At 71.1% G+C, this 17280-nt stretch carries 13 protein-coding genes; 7 read left to right on the forward strand and 6 right to left on the reverse strand.

What is annotated here, in order from left to right:
• Window positions 1–21 precede the first annotated feature (21 nt).
• Complete coding sequence (locus ITJ60_RS00320; protein ID WP_159573833.1) at window positions 22–768, reverse strand: polyprenol monophosphomannose synthase; 747 nt, start codon at window positions 766–768, stop codon at window positions 22–24.
• Entirely contained in the window at window positions 765–3476 is a 2712-nt protein-coding gene (locus ITJ60_RS00325; protein WP_416371897.1) for a glycosyltransferase, read from the reverse strand. Before ITJ60_RS00325 ends, ITJ60_RS00320 begins: the two co-directional genes overlap by 4 nt.
• Between ITJ60_RS00325 and ITJ60_RS00330 the strand changes: the two genes are divergently transcribed.
• Window positions 3399–4715: a glycosyltransferase family protein gene (locus ITJ60_RS00330; protein ID WP_323749096.1), complete on the forward strand. Its 1317-nt coding sequence runs from the start codon at window positions 3399–3401 to the stop codon at window positions 4713–4715. The genes ITJ60_RS00325 and ITJ60_RS00330 overlap by 78 nt on opposite strands.
• 141 nt (window positions 4716–4856) lie before the next feature.
• Here the strand turns inward: ITJ60_RS00330 and ITJ60_RS00335 are convergent, their stop codons facing one another.
• The gene (locus ITJ60_RS00335; RefSeq protein WP_194646313.1) at window positions 4857–7370 is read right to left on the reverse strand and encodes a hypothetical protein; all 2514 of its coding nucleotides are present in this window, start codon (window positions 7368–7370) and stop codon (window positions 4857–4859) included.
• A complete protein-coding gene (locus ITJ60_RS00340) occupies window positions 7370–7729 on the reverse strand; it encodes a hypothetical protein (RefSeq protein WP_194646314.1) in 360 nt (119 codons plus the stop codon). Before ITJ60_RS00340 ends, ITJ60_RS00335 begins: the two co-directional genes overlap by 1 nt.
• Window positions 7730–8142: 413 nt before the next feature.
• On the opposite strand from ITJ60_RS00340, the gene ITJ60_RS00345 reads away from it, so the two are divergent.
• The 6 genes from ITJ60_RS00345 to ITJ60_RS00370 all read left to right on the forward strand — a co-directional run bounded on the left by ITJ60_RS00345 (window position 8143) and on the right by ITJ60_RS00370 (window position 14569).
• Window positions 8143–9042, forward strand: coding sequence for an ABC transporter permease (locus tag ITJ60_RS00345; RefSeq protein ID WP_159573655.1), 900 nt, complete (start codon window positions 8143–8145; stop codon window positions 9040–9042).
• 3 nt (window positions 9043–9045) lie between these two features.
• Window positions 9046–10275, forward strand: coding sequence for an ABC transporter ATP-binding protein (locus ITJ60_RS00350; RefSeq protein ID WP_123338962.1), 1230 nt, complete (start codon window positions 9046–9048; stop codon window positions 10273–10275).
• Window positions 10194–11309, forward strand: a complete 1116-nt coding sequence (locus ITJ60_RS00355; protein ID WP_323749071.1) for a glycosyltransferase family 2 protein — start codon at window positions 10194–10196, stop codon at window positions 11307–11309. The genes ITJ60_RS00350 and ITJ60_RS00355 overlap by 82 nt, the downstream gene beginning before the upstream one ends.
• Window positions 11310–11401: 92 nt before the next feature.
• A complete protein-coding gene (locus ITJ60_RS00360) occupies window positions 11402–12568 on the forward strand; it encodes a glycosyltransferase family 4 protein (RefSeq protein ID WP_194646315.1) in 1167 nt (388 codons plus the stop codon).
• Complete coding sequence (locus tag ITJ60_RS00365) at window positions 12565–13419, forward strand: glycosyltransferase family 2 protein (protein WP_194646316.1); 855 nt, start codon at window positions 12565–12567, stop codon at window positions 13417–13419. Before ITJ60_RS00360 ends, ITJ60_RS00365 begins: the two co-directional genes overlap by 4 nt.
• Window positions 13420–13489: 70 nt before the next feature.
• Window positions 13490–14569: a hypothetical protein gene (locus ITJ60_RS00370; protein WP_194646317.1), complete on the forward strand. Its 1080-nt coding sequence runs from the start codon at window positions 13490–13492 to the stop codon at window positions 14567–14569.
• 31 nt (window positions 14570–14600) lie between these two features.
• On the opposite strand, the gene ITJ60_RS00375 is transcribed toward ITJ60_RS00370, so the two are convergent.
• Window positions 14601–16289: a glycosyltransferase family protein gene (locus tag ITJ60_RS00375; protein WP_194646318.1), complete on the reverse strand. Its 1689-nt coding sequence runs from the start codon at window positions 16287–16289 to the stop codon at window positions 14601–14603.
• 118 nt (window positions 16290–16407) lie between these two features.
• On the reverse strand, window positions 16408–17271 hold the full coding sequence (gene rfbA, locus ITJ60_RS00380; RefSeq protein ID WP_159573661.1) for a glucose-1-phosphate thymidylyltransferase RfbA: 864 nt from the start codon (window positions 17269–17271) through the stop codon (window positions 16408–16410).
• Between the last annotated feature and the right edge of the window lie 9 nt (window positions 17272–17280).

A 17280-nucleotide genomic window follows, 5' to 3' on the forward strand; every position in this document is an offset into this window, starting at 1 on the left:
GCGCCCGCACGCGCCACGTGGTCACGGACGCGTGCGACGACCCAGCCGGCGCTGCAGGCCCCACTGCGTGACACGGAGCATGGCCTCGAGGACGATCGACCGGCTCATCTTCGAGACCCCGTGCATGCGGTCGCGGAACCGGATCGGGACCTCGACCACCCGGCCGCCCAGGGCGTCCACCCGCAGGGTCATGTCGACCTGGAAGCAGTACCCCTTCGAGTCGATCGACCCGAGGTCCATGCGGGCGATGGCCGGGGAGCGGTAGACGCGGAACCCCGCGGTGATGTCACGGACGTCCAGGCCGAGCACCAGCCGGGCGTACGCGTTGGCGCCGCGGCTCAGCACCCGGCGGCGGAGCGGCCAGTCGACCACCGTCCCTCCGGGCACCCACCTCGACCCGATCGCGAGCAGGACGTCGTCCGCGGACTCCACGGCGTCGATGAGCGCGGGCAGGCGGTCGGCAGGGTGCGACCCGTCGGCGTCCATCTCGACGAGCAGGGGGTACCCGCGCTCCAGGCCCCACCGGAACCCCGCGACGTAGGCGGTGCCGAGGCCGGCCTTGCCGGCGCGCTGCAGCAGGTGCACCCGCCGGTCGTCGGCCGCGAGCGACCGTACGATGTCCCCCGTGCCGTCCGGGCTGCCGTCGTCGACGACGAGGACGTGTGCGCGGGGCACGGCCGTCAGGACGGCTGCGACGACGGACCGGATGTTCTCGGCCTCGTCGTACGTCGGCACGACGACGAGGGCCGCGGCGTCCGTCGTCGTCACCGGCTCGTCAGGCGCCGCTTGATCTTGCCCGCGACGCTGCGCGGGCCCTCGGTCCGGAAGTAGTGCACGGCACGGCCGACGTCGTACCGGACGCCCGAGAGCTTCTTGCGCTCCGGCACCCGCACGCGCATCTGGTGTGCCTCGGCCACGGCCACCGTGTCCCGCACCGACTTGTCGGCGGCGCGGACGGGGTTCCGGCAGAACTCGACGAGCGGCGCGAGGACGTTCTCCCACGTGAACTGCTCGCGGATGCGGTCGACGTTGCCGATGAACTCGGCGCGCGCCTTCTTGTCGAACAGAGCCGTCTCGAGCGCGGCAGCGAGGGTGTCGATGTCCTGCTCGTGCACGGCGATGCCGAGCTTCTCGGCGGCGACGAGGTCGCCGAACGAGTCACCGGCGGTCGTCACGATGGGCAGACGCGCCCACAGGTAGTCGAGGATCCGGGTGCGGAAGGAGAACGTCGTCTCGAGGTGCTCGTAGTGCGTCGAGACGCCGGCGTCGGCCTCGAGGAGGTAGGCGCCACGTTCCTCGTACGGGATCCACGCGTCGTTGAAGAAGACGTTCTTGCCGGTGAGTCCCAGGGCATCGGCCTCGGCACGGACCTTCGCGACGATGTCCATCTCGGGCACGTCCGGGTTCGGGTGCTGCACGCCCATGAAGAAGAGCTTGACGGTCGGCTTCCGCTCGGCGAGCTGACCGATCGCCCGCACCAGCGTGATCGGGTCGAACCAGTCGTAGATGCCACCGCCCCAGACGACGAGCTTGTCGTTCTTGCCGATGCCCGGCACGACTCCCTTGACCCGCGGCTGGTCGTGCACCGGCGGCGTCGAGGACAGGCCGAACGGCACGACACCGATGAGCGACCGGAGGTCGGGGTCGCGGGAGTACGTGCGGGCGTTCACCCGACCGGAGCCCGCGAGCTGCCCGAGCCAGAACATGCGCTGCCGCTCGGATGCACAGATGAAGTAGTCACCGAGTTCGAGCTGGTGGTTGAGCGTGTCCGAGGCGTCGAGGATCTGCCGGTTCCACTGGTCGACGTCGTCGCTGCGGCCCTGCTCGAGCTGCTCGAGGTGCAGCGGGTCGTACACGTCGACCACCAGGATCTTGCGCGTCGACTCGAGGACGGGGAACAGGCGCAGCGCGTGGCCCTGGACGATGATCACGTCGGCCCAGGCCTCGTGCTCGACCATCTGGCGCGGGTGACGGTGCGGGACGGTCACGACGTCGTACGACGGGTCGATCTGCGTCGAGCGGGTGAGGCTGATCACGCGCACGTCGTGCTCGTTCGCGAGCTGCTTCGCCATCTGGGTCGCGCGGATCGCCGGGCCGGCCATCTTCTCGCCGATGGAGTCACCGGTGACGATGAGGATCCGACGGCGCGCACCGACCTCGAGCACCCCGAGCGAGTGCACGATCTTGTCGTAGCCGGCCAGGTAGTTCTCGATCGGGTACGCGGGCTCGTCGCGGTTGCCGAACAGGCGGAGGAGCTCGCGGTCGCTGCGGACCCGGCTCGCCTGGATCTCGCGGCGCGACTCGGTCATCGACGGCAGCTGCTCGACGAACTGGTCGACACCGTAGATGCCGGCCAAGCTCGTCTTCGGGACCGGGACGGTCGGGACGCTGTCGTCGCCGGGGTTCCGCAGGTCGAGCGACGTGGAGTCGAGCTCGCCGCGGCCCACGGCACGGCGGACCGCGAGCGCCAGCGACCCGGGCAGGGCCGCGGCGAGCTGCTCGTCGCCGAGGTTCTTGTAGAGCGTGAAGAGGGCGTTGCGCTCGAGCAGGTAGGTCTCTCGGAAGTCGCCGAACTTGTTCATCGACGCGTGGTGCTTGTGGAACGCCACCGACTTCGGCTGGTACCGGAAACGCCAGCCGAGCAGGTTGAGGCGCCACCCGAGGTCGACGTCCTCGTAGAACATGAAGTAGCGGTCGTCGAAGCCGCCCAGCTGCTCGAAGAGCTCGGCGCGGATGAACATCGCGGCACCGGTGCCGAACAGGACGTCGGTCTCGCTCTCCCACCGGCCGGTGTCCGGCGACCCGGCGAACGGCTTGTAGCCCATGCCGTACCAGGTCATGGCGGCCTCGGTGAAGTCGATGTTCACGCCCTCCCAGTCGAGGACCTTCGACGCCACGGCACCGATGTCGGCGCCGGACGCGAACGTGGCCATCGCCTCGCGCACCCAGCCGGTGTCCGGGCGGGCGTCGTTGTTCAGGAACGCCACGATCTCGCCCGAGGAGTGCTCGACGCCCAGGTTGCAGCCGCCGGTGAAGCCGAGGTTCTGGCCGGAGTCGACGAAGGTGAAGTCGAGGTCCGAGGCCTTCAGCCGCCCGACGTGCTCGGCGCCGGAGCCGTTGTCGACGACGATGACCTCGAGCCGGTCCTGCGGCCAGTCTTGCTTGCGGAGCTCGGCGATGCTCGTCAGGGTGTCGTCGGTGCCCTTGTAGTTCACGAGGACGACGGAAACGACTCCTGGCTTGCGCTCTGTCACGACGAGTTCCTCCAGCTGATGCCGCGCCTGCAGCACGGTTCGGTGATCCGGACGTCGGGGGTGCCCGGCGACCGACAACACCCTACAAGGCGCAGCACGGCGCTCGGCGGAGGTCGGGTGTGCTTCGTGCACAATGGCACCGTGATGCACCCCGCGATCCCGTCCTCCCCCGCCTCGTCCCCCCTCGCAGCCGAGTACCAGGAGATCGCCCGCGGCGACCACGCGACGGGGACCAGGGGCACGATCCGCTTCGCGGTGTCGACCGACGACCCGACCGAGGGCAAGGGCGACCTGTTCGTCGCCCTCGGTCTGGCCAGGGCGCTCCGGGCCGAGGGCTGGGGCGTCGACGTCTGGCCGATCCGGCGCTGGGCCGAGACCGTCCCCGAGGACACGACGGTGCTCGTCAGCATGATCGAGTCGTTCGTCCCCGGTCTCGTGCCGGCGAAGACCGCCACCGTCGCGTGGGTGCGGAACTGGACGGCGCAGTGGGCGTCGGTGCCGTACCTGGCCGAGTTCGACGCGGTGTGGGCGTCGTCGACGATCGCCCGCGACGAACTGGCCCGGGTGGTGGACGTGCCGGTCGAGGTGGTGCCGATCGGCGTCGACCTCGACCTCTTCACCACCGACGCCGACGGGACGACGCCGCCGCGGACCGGCCGCACCGTCACGACGGTCAACTTCTGGGGAGCGCGCCGCGGTGTGCAGGACGTGCTGCAGCAGGTCGCCCCGCCCGAGCCGATCGTCTGGTTCGCCGCGAACGTCGAGCACGTCGACGCCGCCCCCGGTGTGGAGCTCCGACCGGCGGTGTCGTACTTCGCGCTGCCCGAGGTCTACCGCGCAGCCGCGTTCGTCGTCGACGACGTCATCGCACCCGCCGCGGAGTTCGGCACGCTCAACTCGCGGCTCTACGAGTCGCTGGCGTGCGGGGCGCTGCCGGTCACCTCCTGCGCCCTCGGCCTCGACGAACTCGGACTGGCCGACGTCCCCGTCTTCACCGACGCCCCGTCCCTGGAACGTGCGATCGCGATGCCGACCGCCGAACGGGACGCCCTGGTCGCGCGGCTGGGCGCCGTCGTGGTGGAACGGCACTCCTACGCGGCCCGCGCCGTGCAGGTCGGCCCGTTGCTCGACGCGGCGACCTCGCACGCCGCGGCACGGACCGGCGCCGTCGATCCGCTGCTCCGCTGGGCCGCGCAGCAGCGCGAGCTGCTCCGCGCGACCGAGCAGGAGCGCGACGTGCACCGCGCGGGGGTCGAGGACATCAACCGGCGACTCATCGTGTCGGAAGAGGCGGTCGCCGTCCTCGACCGTGCACGCAAGGACGCCGAACAGGCGCAGCACGACGCCGAGGCGGAACGGGACGCGATCGCGACCCGGTACGACACGCTGACCCACTCCGCCGAGTTCCGGGCCCTCGACCGCCTCGGCGGCGTCGCCCGCGCGCTCCGCCGCCGCGCCTGACCACGCCGGGCCGCCGACGCGCCTGACGACCCCGGGCCGGCGACGGGACCGGCCGGGCGCCCGAGGCGGCGACGCAGACGGACGGGAGGCTCCCCACCGGGCAGAGCCGGTGGGGAGCCTCCCGTCCGTCTGGTGGGCCCGTTACGAGACGGTGACCGTCTTCGTGCCGAAGTCCTTGTAGACGCCGCCCGGGAGCTCCTGGTACCAGACCCGCACGGCGTGCTTGCCCGGCTTCACGCCGGTGAGCGTGACCGCGAGTCCGACGTCGGAGCCCCAGCCCGGGTGGACCTTCTCGACGTCGGCGCGGACCGCGTTCGCGCTGCCCGCTGCAGCGCCGACGCCGTCGACGTGGATCTTGTACCGGACGGGGTCGAACGTGTCGGGGTCGATGGCCCAACCCTTCACCGCGACCGTGCCCTTGCCGCCGGTCGCCGCATCGTAGGCGCCGTACACGGCCCCGGTCTTCCCCGTCGGTGCGGGCACGGCGTCCTGGACCGTCACCCGCTGGGTGCCGAAGCTGACGTAGTTGCCGCCGGGCAGGTCCTGGTACCAGACCGTGACCGTGTGGCTGCCCGCGCTGACGCCCGTCAGCGTGACCGCGAGCCCGACGTCGTTCCCCCAGCCGGGCTTGGCGGCGCCGATGTCCGTGCGGGCCGCGTTCGCGCTGCCCGCCGCGGCACCGACACCGTCGAGGTGGATCTTGTACTTGACCGGGTCGTACCGGTCCGGGTCGATCGCCCAGCCCGTGAGCGCGACGGTGTTCGGGCCGGCGGTCGCCTTCTCGAACGCGCCGGTGACGGCACCGGTCTTGCCGGTCGCGCCGGACGACGGCGGGGCGGCCACCGTCACGGTCTTCGAGCCTGCGCTGACGTAGGTGCCGCTCGGCAGGTCCTGCCACCACACGGTGATCGTGTGCCGACCCGGCTCGACGTCGTTGAGGGTGGCCGTCAGACCGTGCGCGGAGCCCCACTTCGGGTACGACTGCGCCACGTCGCTCCGGGCTGCGCTCGCGCTGCCGGCCGCCGCGCCGACACCGTCGACGTGGATCTTGTACTTGACCGGTGCGAACGTGTCCGGGTCGATCGCCCACCCCTTCAGCGCGACCGAGCGGACGCCGCCGGTGGCCGACTCGAAGGCACCCTTCACCGCACCGGAGGCCCCGGTCGCCGCGGTGACGGTCACCGTCTTCGAGGCGACCTTGACCCAGGTCGCGCCCGGCTTGTCCTGGGTCCAGAGCGACACCGTGCGGGAACCGGCGGCGACGTCCTGGATCGTCTTCGAGAACCCGACGGTGGAGCTGGCGCCCGGGTACTTCGCGGCGATGTCGGTGCGCACGACGTCGGCGGTCGCGGCGATCGCGCCGACGCTGTCCACCTGCACCTTGTACGCGGTGGCTGCGGACGAGTCGCGGTCGAGCGCCCACCCGCTGACGGCGATGGAGCCGGTCCCGCCGGTGACGGTCTCGAGGCTGCCGACCGGGGCCGAGGCGGGCACGGTCACGTCCCCGCAGTTGAGCAGCGTGTTCGCACCCGCGCCGACGTTGATGCCGAACACGCAGACGTTGTGCTTGCCGGGTGCGATGCCCGAGAGCGTCGTCTGGAAGCCGTGCGCCGTGTTGTTCGCGCCGAGCAACGAGGCCAGGTCGGAGCGGACGGTGTCGGCGCGGATCGACGCCTTGCCGACGCCGTCGACGTAGAACTGCGCCTTGATCGACTCGGTCGAGTCCGGGTCGGCCGTCCAGCCGCGCACCGTGATGGTGCCGCCGGCGGCGCCGCTCTGGGAGTCGACGCTCCCGATCGGCGACGACCCGCCCGTGGGCGATCCGAACCAGTCGGTGTACATGCGCCAGAAGTTGCGGTTGCCGTAGGCCGAGCAGGAGTCACCGGAACCGTAGAGGTTCGACATCGCGGCACTGTTCGGGGTGTACGGCGTGTAGATGTACAGGGCTGCGGTCGCCTGGTTCTTGATGTTGACCGTCTTGCGGCCGCACGCGGCGTTGGGGTTGTACAGGATCGCGTTGTTGCGACCGGCCTGGTACGCCCACGACGTCGGCGAGGCCTGGTAGCGCTTGAACTGCAACGCCGCGGCGTACACCTGCTGGCCGAAGCCGTAGTACGCGGGGTCGCACGGAGCGGTGTCCGGGCAGGCGAAGCCCGTGGCGTGCAGGTACATGTAGCTCGTCGGCGAGCTCGTCGCGACGATGCCCTGCTCCTTCTGCAGCAGCACGAGCAGCACCTTCTGGCTGATCCCGCACGCGGCACCGACCTGCGCGATGATCGTCGCGGCCGACTTGTTGCCGCCCGGGATCGCCGAGCACCGGTTCGCGACGGCGCCGATGGCGCTCATGTTCTGCGTGAAGTTCTTCAGGCAGGCGGGGCCACCGGACCGCGGCGTGCAGTTCGGGGCGACGCTGTTCAGGAACGACTGCACCGCCGACCCGCTCATCGCGCCGCCGTTGTAGAAGTTGGCGTCGCTGATGATGTTGCCGGGGTCGAAGTTCGCGGCGACGGCGGCCGACGCCGACTCCGTCGTGGTCCGCTCCGACACGATCGTGCCGATGGTCAGGCCGCTCACCGCGATGGCGAGTGCGGCGACCATGCCGAGCACCGAGCGCAGGGGACGGCGTCGATCGCCGTCGGTCAGGATGGAACGCATCACGGCACCTCCGCCGTCATCGGTTCGGACGTGGTCGACTTCGACCCGACCGAGTACTCGAGGGTGATGGACCAGGTCCCGGTGGACACCTGGCTCGCGGGGAACGACACCTGCGCGCAGTTCACCGAGGACGCACTCGCCTCGGCCTTGCTCGTCAGTGTGCGGGCGGTGCCGCCCTTGGTGGCGACGAACGTGCACGTGCCGGAGGTGTCCGTCGTGCCGGAGACCAGGCCGCCCGCCTGCAGGGTCTTGCTGGCGGTGTCCCAACCGGAGAACGTCACGAGTGCCGTGGCCGGGAAGTCCGAGGGGTCGGTGTCGGGTTCGGGGGTCTGCCCGCTGCCGGGGAACGCCGTGGGCACGTCGTCGTCGGACGGCTCCGCAGTCGAGGACGAGGACGCGGACGACGAGGGGACGGACGACGGACCCGTCGCGCTGGGCGAGGGGCTGACCGTGCGCGAGGGGCTCGACGAGGGGCCGGGATCGTCGCCGGCGGAACACCCCGCCGTGAAGAGACTGAGAGCACCGACCACCGCGAGCGCAGCGATCGACCGTGGAACAAGCTGCATGCTTTCGGGCCGTCCTGTGGTTGTTGACAAGGGTCCGGGTTGCGTCAACGGTAACCCGAAAGTGAAGGTTGAGGGTTGTTGTCGCGCACTTTCACCCCCGCACGGGGGCGGACGACGGGTGTCGTCCGGCAGGCGGTGCGCGCCCCGACCTCAGCGGTCCAGTGAGTATGCTGTTCCGGTCCCGCCCCCACCGAACGAAGAGACGTATGGTCGATCAAGCCCGCATGGCGGCGCTCGCCAAGGAGCCCCTCGTCGTGATCGGCGCTCCGACGAGCGCTTTCCGAGGTACCTGGCGAGAACTCCGCGACGTCTTCGGACAGCGCGAGATGCTCGGGATGCTCATCCGCCGCGACCTGAAGGCGCGGTACAAGGACTCGGCACTCGGGTTCGTGTGGACGCTCGTGCGCCCGCTGACCCAGCTGATGATCTACTACTTCGTGATGGGCAAGATCCTCGGCTCGTCCCGTGCGATCGACAACTTCGCCATCTACGTCTTCACCGGCCTGACCGCCTACACGCTCTTCAGTGAGATCGTCGCCGGGTCGACCGGGTCGATCGTCGGCAACAGCGGGCTGATCAAGAAGGTCTACGTGCCGCGCGAGGTCTTCCCCCTCGCCAGCGTCGGCGCGGCCCTGGTCAACTTCCTCATCCAGTTCGCGATCCTCATCGCCGCGACGATCGTGCTCGGGGTCTTCCCCTGGCACGAGGGGTTGATCTACCTCATCCCGTCACTGCTGGTGATCCTGGTCTACGGCGCCGCGATCGGTCTCGTGCTGTCGGCGCTCAACGTGTACCTGCGCGACGTGCAGTTCGTCATCGACGTCGGGCTCATGGTGCTCCTCTGGGCGTCGCCGATCGTCTACTCGTACTCGATGGTCGTCGCCGAGCTGAAGGTGCAGTGGCTGCTGGCGATCTACACCAACAACCCGCTCACCCTGTCGGTGCTCGGACTCCAGAACGCGATCTGGATCCACCCGACCCCCGTCGACTACCCGCCGCACCTGATGATGCGGCTCGGGATCGCCCTCGTGATCGGGCTGTTCTGCCTCATCGGCGCGCAGCGGGTCTTCTCCCGCCTGCAGGGCAACTTCGCGCAGGAGCTCTAGACCATGGCCATCAGCACCCCCGTCGCCCCGTCGACGTCCGGCGCCACCGCCGAGCGCCCCGACGTCATCGTCATCGACCACGTCCGCAAGCGCTTCGTCGTCCGCAAGGACAACACCATCCGCGAACGGATCGTCACGCTCGGTCGCGCCGGCCGCAAGCACCGGCAGGACTTCTGGGCGCTCGACGACGTCACCGTGTCGATCCAGGCCGGCACCACCGTCGGGCTGATCGGCCAGAACGGATCCGGCAAGTCGACCCTGCTCAAGGCGATCGGCGGCATCATCCAGCCGACCTCCGGCACGGTGTCGCGCCGCGGGCGCCTGGCAGCCCTGCTCGAGCTCGGCGCCGGCTTCCACCCGGACCTGTCCGGCCGCGAGAACGTCTTCCTGAACGCGAGCCTGCTCGGCCTGACGCGCAAGGAGACCGAGGAGCGCTTCGACGACATCCTGGCGTTCTCGGGCATCGGCGACTTCATCGACACCCAGGTGAAGTTCTACTCGTCCGGCATGTACGTGCGACTCGCCTTCGCGGTGGCCGTGCACACCGACCCCGACGTCCTGCTGGTCGACGAGGTGCTCGCCGTCGGCGACGAGGCGTTCCAGCGCAAGTGCCTCGACCGCATCCGCTCGTTCCAGGAGCAGGGCAAGACGATCATCATCGTCACGCACTCCCTCAGCCAGGTGCAGGACATGTGCGACCGCGTCGTGCTCCTGAACAAGGGCAAGGTCCTGCACGACGGCGACCCGATCGGTGCCGTCAGCCTGTTCCGCGACGTGCTCGAGGAACGTCGTGCCGGGGAGCTCAGCGCCGACGTCGCGGTCGGTCGCGGCACCGTGCTGCAGGCGTCGGTGCACGCCGACGGCAAGGGACCGCGCGACGGGGTCACCCCCGGCGACGACCTGCTGGTCGACATGGAGTTCGAGCACCTCGACGGCGTCGAGGACTGGGAAGCAGCCGTCCAGGTCAACAACACGTCCGGCCAGGTCGTCTACGGCACCACGACCGGCATCATGGGCATCCACCTCGAGCCGCTGCACGGCCGCAAGAAGCTCCGCCTGCGGATCGCGGACACGAACTTCGGCACCGGCAAGTACTTCATCAACGTCTCGATGATGGACTCGGCCGGCCGGCACCTGCACGACCTGCCCGAGTGCGACTCGTTCGAGGTCCCCTCGTTCGGCGACGCGGTCGGCAGTGTCTACGCGAAGCCCTCGATCGAGGAGCTCGACTGACGCCCGTCGACGATGCGTCCCGCACCGCGGTCGTCGTCGTCAACTGGGAACGCGCGGACCTGACGACCGCGGCCGTCCGCGCCGTGCTCGCCGAGGGCGCGGCCGACCAGGTGGTCGTCGTCGACAACGGGTCGTCGGACGACTCGATCGCCGAGCTCCGTCGCGATCTGCCGGGTGTCACCGTGATCGCGCGGGAGCACAACGGCGGGTTCGCGGCCGGCGCGAACACCGGCATCCGGCACGCGGACGCCGACGTCGTCGTCCTGCTCAACAACGACGCCGTCCCGGCGCCGGGCTTCGTCCGGGCGCTCCGCGACCACCTGGCGCAGGCGGGGCCCGAGGTCGCGGCCGTGACGGGCCGCATCGTGCTCGCCGGACGCTGGACGGGCCTCCCGGTCGACGCGACGCCCGCACCCGGCCAGCGCGTGCTGCGGGGCCACGACGGCCGCCTCTGGACGCCGTCGGCGGACGGCGAGGTGCGCCTGAACTCGACCGGTGTGCGCGTCGACCGCGCCGGCAACGGCATGGACCGCGACTGGTTCGCGCCCGTCGACCGGGTCGCCGACGTCGATGTCTTCGGGTTCTCCGGCGGGGCCTCCGCCCTGCGGCGGAGCGCCCTCGACGACGTCGGCCTGCTCGACGAGTCGCTCTTCATGTACTACGAGGACACCGAACTCGCGTGGCGACTCCGCCGACGCGGCTGGCGCGTGGAACACGCGGCCGACGCGGTCGTCGAGCACGACCACTCGGCGTCGTCCGGGGTGCAGAGCGACCTGTTCCTGTTCCGCAACGCGCGGAACCGGATGGTCGTCGCACTCTGGCACGCACCGTGGGACACCGTCCTGCGTGCCGGTGCCCGCACCCTCTTCCGCGGCCTGCGCGGGCTGCTGTCCGCCTCCACCCGACGGGAGGCCCGGCTCGTCCTGGCAGCGTTCGCGGACGTCGTCGGGGCGCTCCCCTCGCACCTCGCGCGGCGGCTCCGCGAGTCGCGGCGCGCGTCCGTCCCGCGCCGCAGCGTGGACCCGGGCGCATGAGCGCGGAGGGCTATCCTGGTCTCTCCCGAGCCCACTCCCACTCCCCCGCCGACGGTCCCGACCACGGCGTCCCCGTCCGGAAGGACCCACGCGTGCCGCAGCTCACCGTCCTCGTCGACGGGACCGCGGTACCGCGTGAACTCGGTGGTGTGGGCCGCTACGTCGAGGGGGTCGTGTCGCACCTGACCGACCCGGCGCTCGACGTCCACCTGGTGGTCCGACCCGTGCACGCTCCGCACTTCGCCGCCGTCGCGCCGCACGCGACCGTGCACACCGCGCCGGGCTGGACCGACTCGGTGCCGCTCCGGTTCCTGTGGGAGCAGACCGGGCTGCCGGCGCTGGGCCGTCGCCTCGGCGCGCAGGTGCTGCACTCCCCGCACTACACGTTCCCGTTCGCGTGGCGCGGCGGATCGGTCGTCACGCTGCACGACGCCACGTTCTTCTCGAACCCCGAGTGGCACTCCCGCCTGAAGCGCACGTTCTTCACCTGGTGGAGCCGTCGGTCCCTGCGCTCCCGCCCGGTCGTCATCGTGCCGAGTGCGGCCACCGCGACCGAGGCCGCACGGGTCGTGCGCGGCATCCGCGCCGACGTCCGGGTCGCACCGCTCGGCGTCGACCGTGCTGTGTTCCACGAGCCGTCCACTGCCGAGGTCGAGGACGCCCGGATCGCGGCGACGCTGCCCGAGGGCGCGCCCTGGATCGCGTTCCTCGGCACGATCGAACCGCGGAAGAACGTCACCGCACTGCTCGACGCCTACGCCGCGGTGCGCTCCGCGCGGACGGCGGCGGGCACCGACACGCCGTGGCTGGTGCTCTCCGGTGCCCGGGGCTGGGACGAGTCCGCGATCGCCCGGCTCGACGCCCTGCAGCCCGACGACCACGTGATCGAGGCCGGGTACCTTCCCCTCGAGGACCTGGCGGGCTACCTCGGCGGCGCGGAGTTCGTCGTCTACCCCTCCCTCGGCGAGGGCTTCGGCCTGCCGGTGGTCGAGGCGATGGCCTCCGGCGCGTGCGTCCTGACCACCCGCCGGTTGTCGCTGCCCGAGGTCGGCGGTGACGCAGCCGTGTACACCGAGCCGTCCGCCCCCGCACTGGCGTCCGCCATGACGGGGCTGCTTGACGACCCGTCGCTCGTCGCGTCGCACCGGGCGGCCGCGCTGGCCCGGGCCGCCTCGTTCACGTGGGAGGCCACGGCAGCCGTGCACGTCGAGGCCTACTCGGCCGTCGCCGGGGTCGCTCCGGTCGGGGGTCTCCGGTGATCCGCGTCGCGGTGCTGACGGTCACCTACAACACCGGCGAGACCATCCGGCCGTTCCTGGCGAGCGTCGCAGCGGCGTCGTCGGAGCCCGTCGCCGTCGTGATCGCGGACAACGGCTCGACCGACATCGACGCGCTGCGGGCGATCGGCGAGTCCTACGGTGCCGTCGTGGTGTCCTCCGGGGGCAACCGCGGCTACGGCGGGGGCATCGACGCCGCGCTGAGCGCCCTCGACGACGTCCTGCCCGACGTCCGCCCCGAGTTCCTGCTCGTCACGAACCCCGACGTCGTGCTCGCACCCGGCTCCGTCGACGAGCTCGTGCGCGCCGCCGACCGGCTGCCGTCCGGCGGGTCGTTCGGACCGCGGATCCTCGACGAGCAGGGCGAGACGTACCCGTCCGCCCGCCAGCTGCCGTCGCTCCGGACCGGGCTCGGGCACGCGGCGTTCTCGCGGTTCTGGCCGGCGAACCCGTGGAGCCAGCGGTACTGGTCGACCACGCAGGTCGTCGAGCGCGAGGCCGGTTGGCTGTCCGGCGCGTGCTTCCTCATCCGCACCGACCTGTTCCGGCAGCTCGACGGCTTCGACGAGTCGTACTTCATGTACTTCGAGGACGTCGACCTGGGCCAGCGCGTCGGTCGCTCGGGTCGTGCGAACGTGTACGTGCCGAGCGCCGTGGTCACGCACACCGGGGCGCACTCGACGTCGTCGAACCGGCGCCGGATGGAGATCGAGCACCACCGCAGCGCGTACCGGTTCCTGTCGCGGAAGTACCGGGCGTGGTGGCTCTGGCCGCTCCGCGCCGTCCTGCACGCGGGCCTGTCCGTCCGCGCCCGCTGGGTGACACGGAAGTGATCACCCCCGGTGTCGCCGGAGTGACCGCCGGACGCCCGTAAGATGAACGGGCCGTGAACGGAAGGACACCATGGCCCCGCACCGCGTGCGCTCCAGCAGCGCACTGACCTACCGCTTCTACGGCATCCTCGACGTCGTCCTCCACTCGGGGCACGCCGGCTGGCGTCGGTACTTCGACAACGAGTACGCGCGCATCTCGGACGACGGCACCACGACGACGGCGTCGCTCCGCGTCGACGTGCACGTCACCAAGCGGCCACCGAAGCCGGAGCCCGGCGACATCGTGCGCACCGATCGCTTCAAGGGCCTGTTCCGCTACTCGTACATCGTCCGGGGCATCGACACGGACCACGTCTCGATCTGGTTCCGCCACCACCCGGTCGACCGCGTCTACATGAACGCCATCGGTGTGTACCTGCAGGCGCAGGTGCTCGAGCCGATCGTCTACGCGAAGCTCCTCGAAGAGGACGTCCTGCTCCTGCACGCGGGCGGGGTCGCGTCGACCGAGAAGGGCTTCCTGCTGCCCGCGTACGGCGGCACCGGCAAGACGACGCTCTCGATGTCCCTGATGGCGGCCGGCTACAAGCTGCTCGGCGACGACCTGCTGTTCGTCGAACTCGCCACCGGCCGCGTGCACCCGTACGCACGACCCCTGCACGTCTTCACCTACAACATCCGCAACCTGGTGAACGCGCGGATCCCCACGAAGTACCAGGTCGCCGTCTACACCAAGAACGTCCTGCGGTGGGTGCTCGAGCGTGTGCTGCGCCGCGAGTTCCTCATCTCGACACGGATCCACGCGGACGAGCTCTACTCGGGCGACGTGTTCGCGCACGCCGTCCCGTACACGGCCATCGGGTTCCTCCGGAAGACCGGACCCGCGGTCGAGCAGGTCCGGATCACGGCGGAGAACGTCGACGAGCTCGCCGACGCGATCGCCGCGTCGGAGGACCTGAACGACAGCATGCTGGCCATCCTCGGTGACGACGCCGACCGGGCTGCGGCGTTCGTGGCGCTCGAGCACGACGTCATCGTCCGCCTGCTCGTGCAGTTCGACCGCCTGCTCTACGTGAACACCCGCGCGATGGACCTCGCACACCCCGACCAGCTCGTCGCCGAGCTCGAGCGCGGGTCCTTGGCGAACGCGTGAGCGTCGACTGACCCGCAGTGCTCCCGGACGATCAGTCCGCGCCGCGCAGCTTCCGGAGGCCGGCCGACGCGGCGTCGAGCAGCACGCGCGCCCGGGCGTCGAACGAGTGGTCGGCGGCGACCCGGGCGGCCACGCGGGCTCGCTCGGCGGCCGACGGCCACGCACGGTCCGGCGCGAGCAGCGCCGCCAGGTCGCCACGGTCCCGCGCGACCGCGAGCGTCGGGACGTCCAGGACGTCGGCGATCCCCTCCACCGGGTCGGTGACCACGACCCCGCCGGCGGCGAGGACGTCGAACACCCGGTTGGACACGAACCCGCCGGCCGCCATGTCGTCCCAGTGGTCGTTGAGCACCACCCTCGCCGAGGCGTAGGCGGTCGCCACCTCGCTGCGCGCCAGTGACGGTTCGCCGAGCGAACCGGCCGGCACCAGACCGTCCCATCCCGGGCCGTGCACGCGGAGGTCCGCGCCGAGCGCCACGGCGTCCGCCACGAGGGGCCGGACCACACCGCGGGTCGACCCGACGAACACGACGCGACCGGCGTCAGGACCCTGCGCCGGGACCGGTCGGAACACGGCTGGGTCCGTCGCCTGCAGCAACGGGGCGACCGGCACACCGGAGCGTGCGGACGCCGCCGCCGCCCACGCGGGGCCGGCCGCGAACACACGGTCGAACGACCGCAACTCGGTGTCCGCCACGTCGTCGGGGTGGCTGATCACCCAGAGCAGGTTGACCGACGCGGGGTTCGGCGGCACGCGGTCGAGCCCACGGATCACCAGGGTCACGTCGTCCGCGGCGTCGTCGTCCCGCACGTGCGCGTCGCGCCGGTCGATCCGGACACGCTGTCCGAGCCGTTCGAGCGCACCCGCCAGCTCGGCCGCGAAGTGCACGTCGCCCCAGCCGTCGCCCCCGGTTCCGGCCGGCGCGGCGATCTTCAGCGACCAGACGAGGGCCTCGGTGTCGCCGGCCGATCGAGTCGTCGGCGACACGGGGCGTGCCCCCCACGGCGGCAGCGGCGGCCCGGCCACGACGCGCTCTGCCTCCGGCGCGCGGTCGCGCCACACGCTGAACGCGTCGACGGTCGCGGCGTCGACCGTGCGACCGGGCTCCACCGAACGGCTCGCCGCCGCGACCACGCGCACCTGCCCGCCGTGCACGTCCGCGGCCGCGCGGGTCCAGGCCGTCAGCGTCATGCGTTCGTCCGGGAGGCACGGTGCCGGCACCACGGCCGAGCCCGGCACCGCGAGCACCGGCTGGTCCACCGCGAACACGGTGTCGACGTCGGCACTGCTCCCCGACCACGGCAGGGCACCCGGGCGGAGGAGACGAGCGCCGGACCGGACCGAGCCGTCCGGCAGCAGCACCCGGGCCTGGGTGACCGAGTCGGCCGTCGCGAGCGCCAGGAGCCCCTCGGCGTCGATCGTCACCGAGGTGTCGAGCAGCACCAGCGTCCGCCCCACACCGGCAGCGACCCCGGCGTTGATCGCCGAGCCGATGCCGTCGACCGGTTCCGGGTGCACCCACGGCAGTCCGCGGTCGAACGGGTCACGCGGCGAAGCGTCGGCGACGTAGCTCACCGCACGGACGTCGGCAGGGGGGCCGAAGGCCTGACGGGCGACGGTGACCAGGCGGTCGACCTCGTCGTGCCGGTCGGACCGGGTCGTGACGAGGACCGTGACGTCGCGGTCCAGGTGTGGCAACGGGCCGTCGAAGCCGGACACGCGGACGACGGCAGCCGCCGGTCCGGGCACGGGACGGGACACCTGGTCGGGCTCGACGGCCGCCGTCGTACCGCGACGACGACGACCGAACCAACCAGGACCGGGGGTCACGTGCGGGTCAGGAGCCGAGCAGACGCTGCAGGTAGACGCCGTAGCCGCCCTTGACGAGCGGCGCGGCCAGCTCGGCGAGCTGCGCGTCGTCGATCCAGCCGTTGCGCCAGGCGATCTCCTCGATGCACCCGATCTTGAAGCCCTGACGGTCCTCGATGACCTTCACGTACTCGGACGCCTGCATCATCGACTCGAACGTGCCGGTGTCGAGCCAGGCCGTGCCGCGGTCGAGGACCTGGACGCCGAGCTCGCCGGCTTCGAGGTACCGCTCGTTGACCGTCGAGATCTCGAGCTCGCCACGGGCGCTCGGCTCGATCGTCTTCGCGATCTCGATGACCTTGTTGTCGTAGAAGTACAGACCGGGGACGGCGTAGTTCGACTTCGGCTCGGCCGGCTTCTCCTCGATGGAGACGGCCGAGAAGTCGTCGTCGAACTCGACGACGCCGTAGGCCTTCGGGTCGGCCACGTGGTACGCGAAGATCGTCGCACCCGCGACCTCGGTGTTCTTCTTCAGGCTCGTGCCGAGGCCGGTGCCGTGGAAGATGTTGTCGCCGAGGACGAGGGCGACGCTGTCGTCACCGATGAAGTCCTCGCCGATGACGAACGCCTGCGCGAGCCCGTCCGGGGAGGGCTGCACGGCGTACTGGATCTCCATGCCGAGGGCGGAGCCGTCGCCGAGCAGGGCCTTGAACTGCTCGTTGTACTCCGGCGTCGTGATGACGAGCACTTCGCGGATGCCGGCCATCATGAGCGTCGACAGCGGGTAGTAGACCATCGGCTTGTCGTAGATCGGCATGAGCTGCTTGCTGATGCCCTTGGTGATCGGCCAGAGGCGCGTGCCGGATCCACCGGCGAGGATGATGCCCTTCATCGGGATCGC

It is taken from the genome of Curtobacterium sp. VKM Ac-2884, from assembly GCF_015350945.1.
Classification (GTDB): Bacteria; Actinomycetota; Actinomycetes; order Actinomycetales; family Microbacteriaceae; genus Curtobacterium.

Bases quoted from the DNA above. Each gene is read 5' to 3' on its own strand.
- ITJ60_RS00330 (WP_323749096.1), top strand. From the start codon at position 3,399: ATGCACCCCGCGATCCCGTCCTCCCCCGCCTCGTCCCCCCTCGCAGCC.
- ITJ60_RS00335 (WP_194646313.1), bottom strand. From the start codon at position 7,370: ATGCGTTCCATCCTGACCGACGGCGATCGACGCCGTCCCCTGCGCTCG.
- ITJ60_RS00345 (WP_159573655.1), top strand. From the start codon at position 8,143: ATGGTCGATCAAGCCCGCATGGCGGCGCTCGCCAAGGAGCCCCTCGTC.
- ITJ60_RS00350 (WP_123338962.1), top strand. From the start codon at position 9,046: ATGGCCATCAGCACCCCCGTCGCCCCGTCGACGTCCGGCGCCACCGCC.
- ITJ60_RS00370 (WP_194646317.1), top strand. From the start codon at position 13,490: ATGGCCCCGCACCGCGTGCGCTCCAGCAGCGCACTGACCTACCGCTTC.
- rfbA (WP_159573661.1), bottom strand. From the start codon at position 17,271: ATGAAGGGCATCATCCTCGCCGGTGGATCCGGCACGCGCCTCTGGCCG.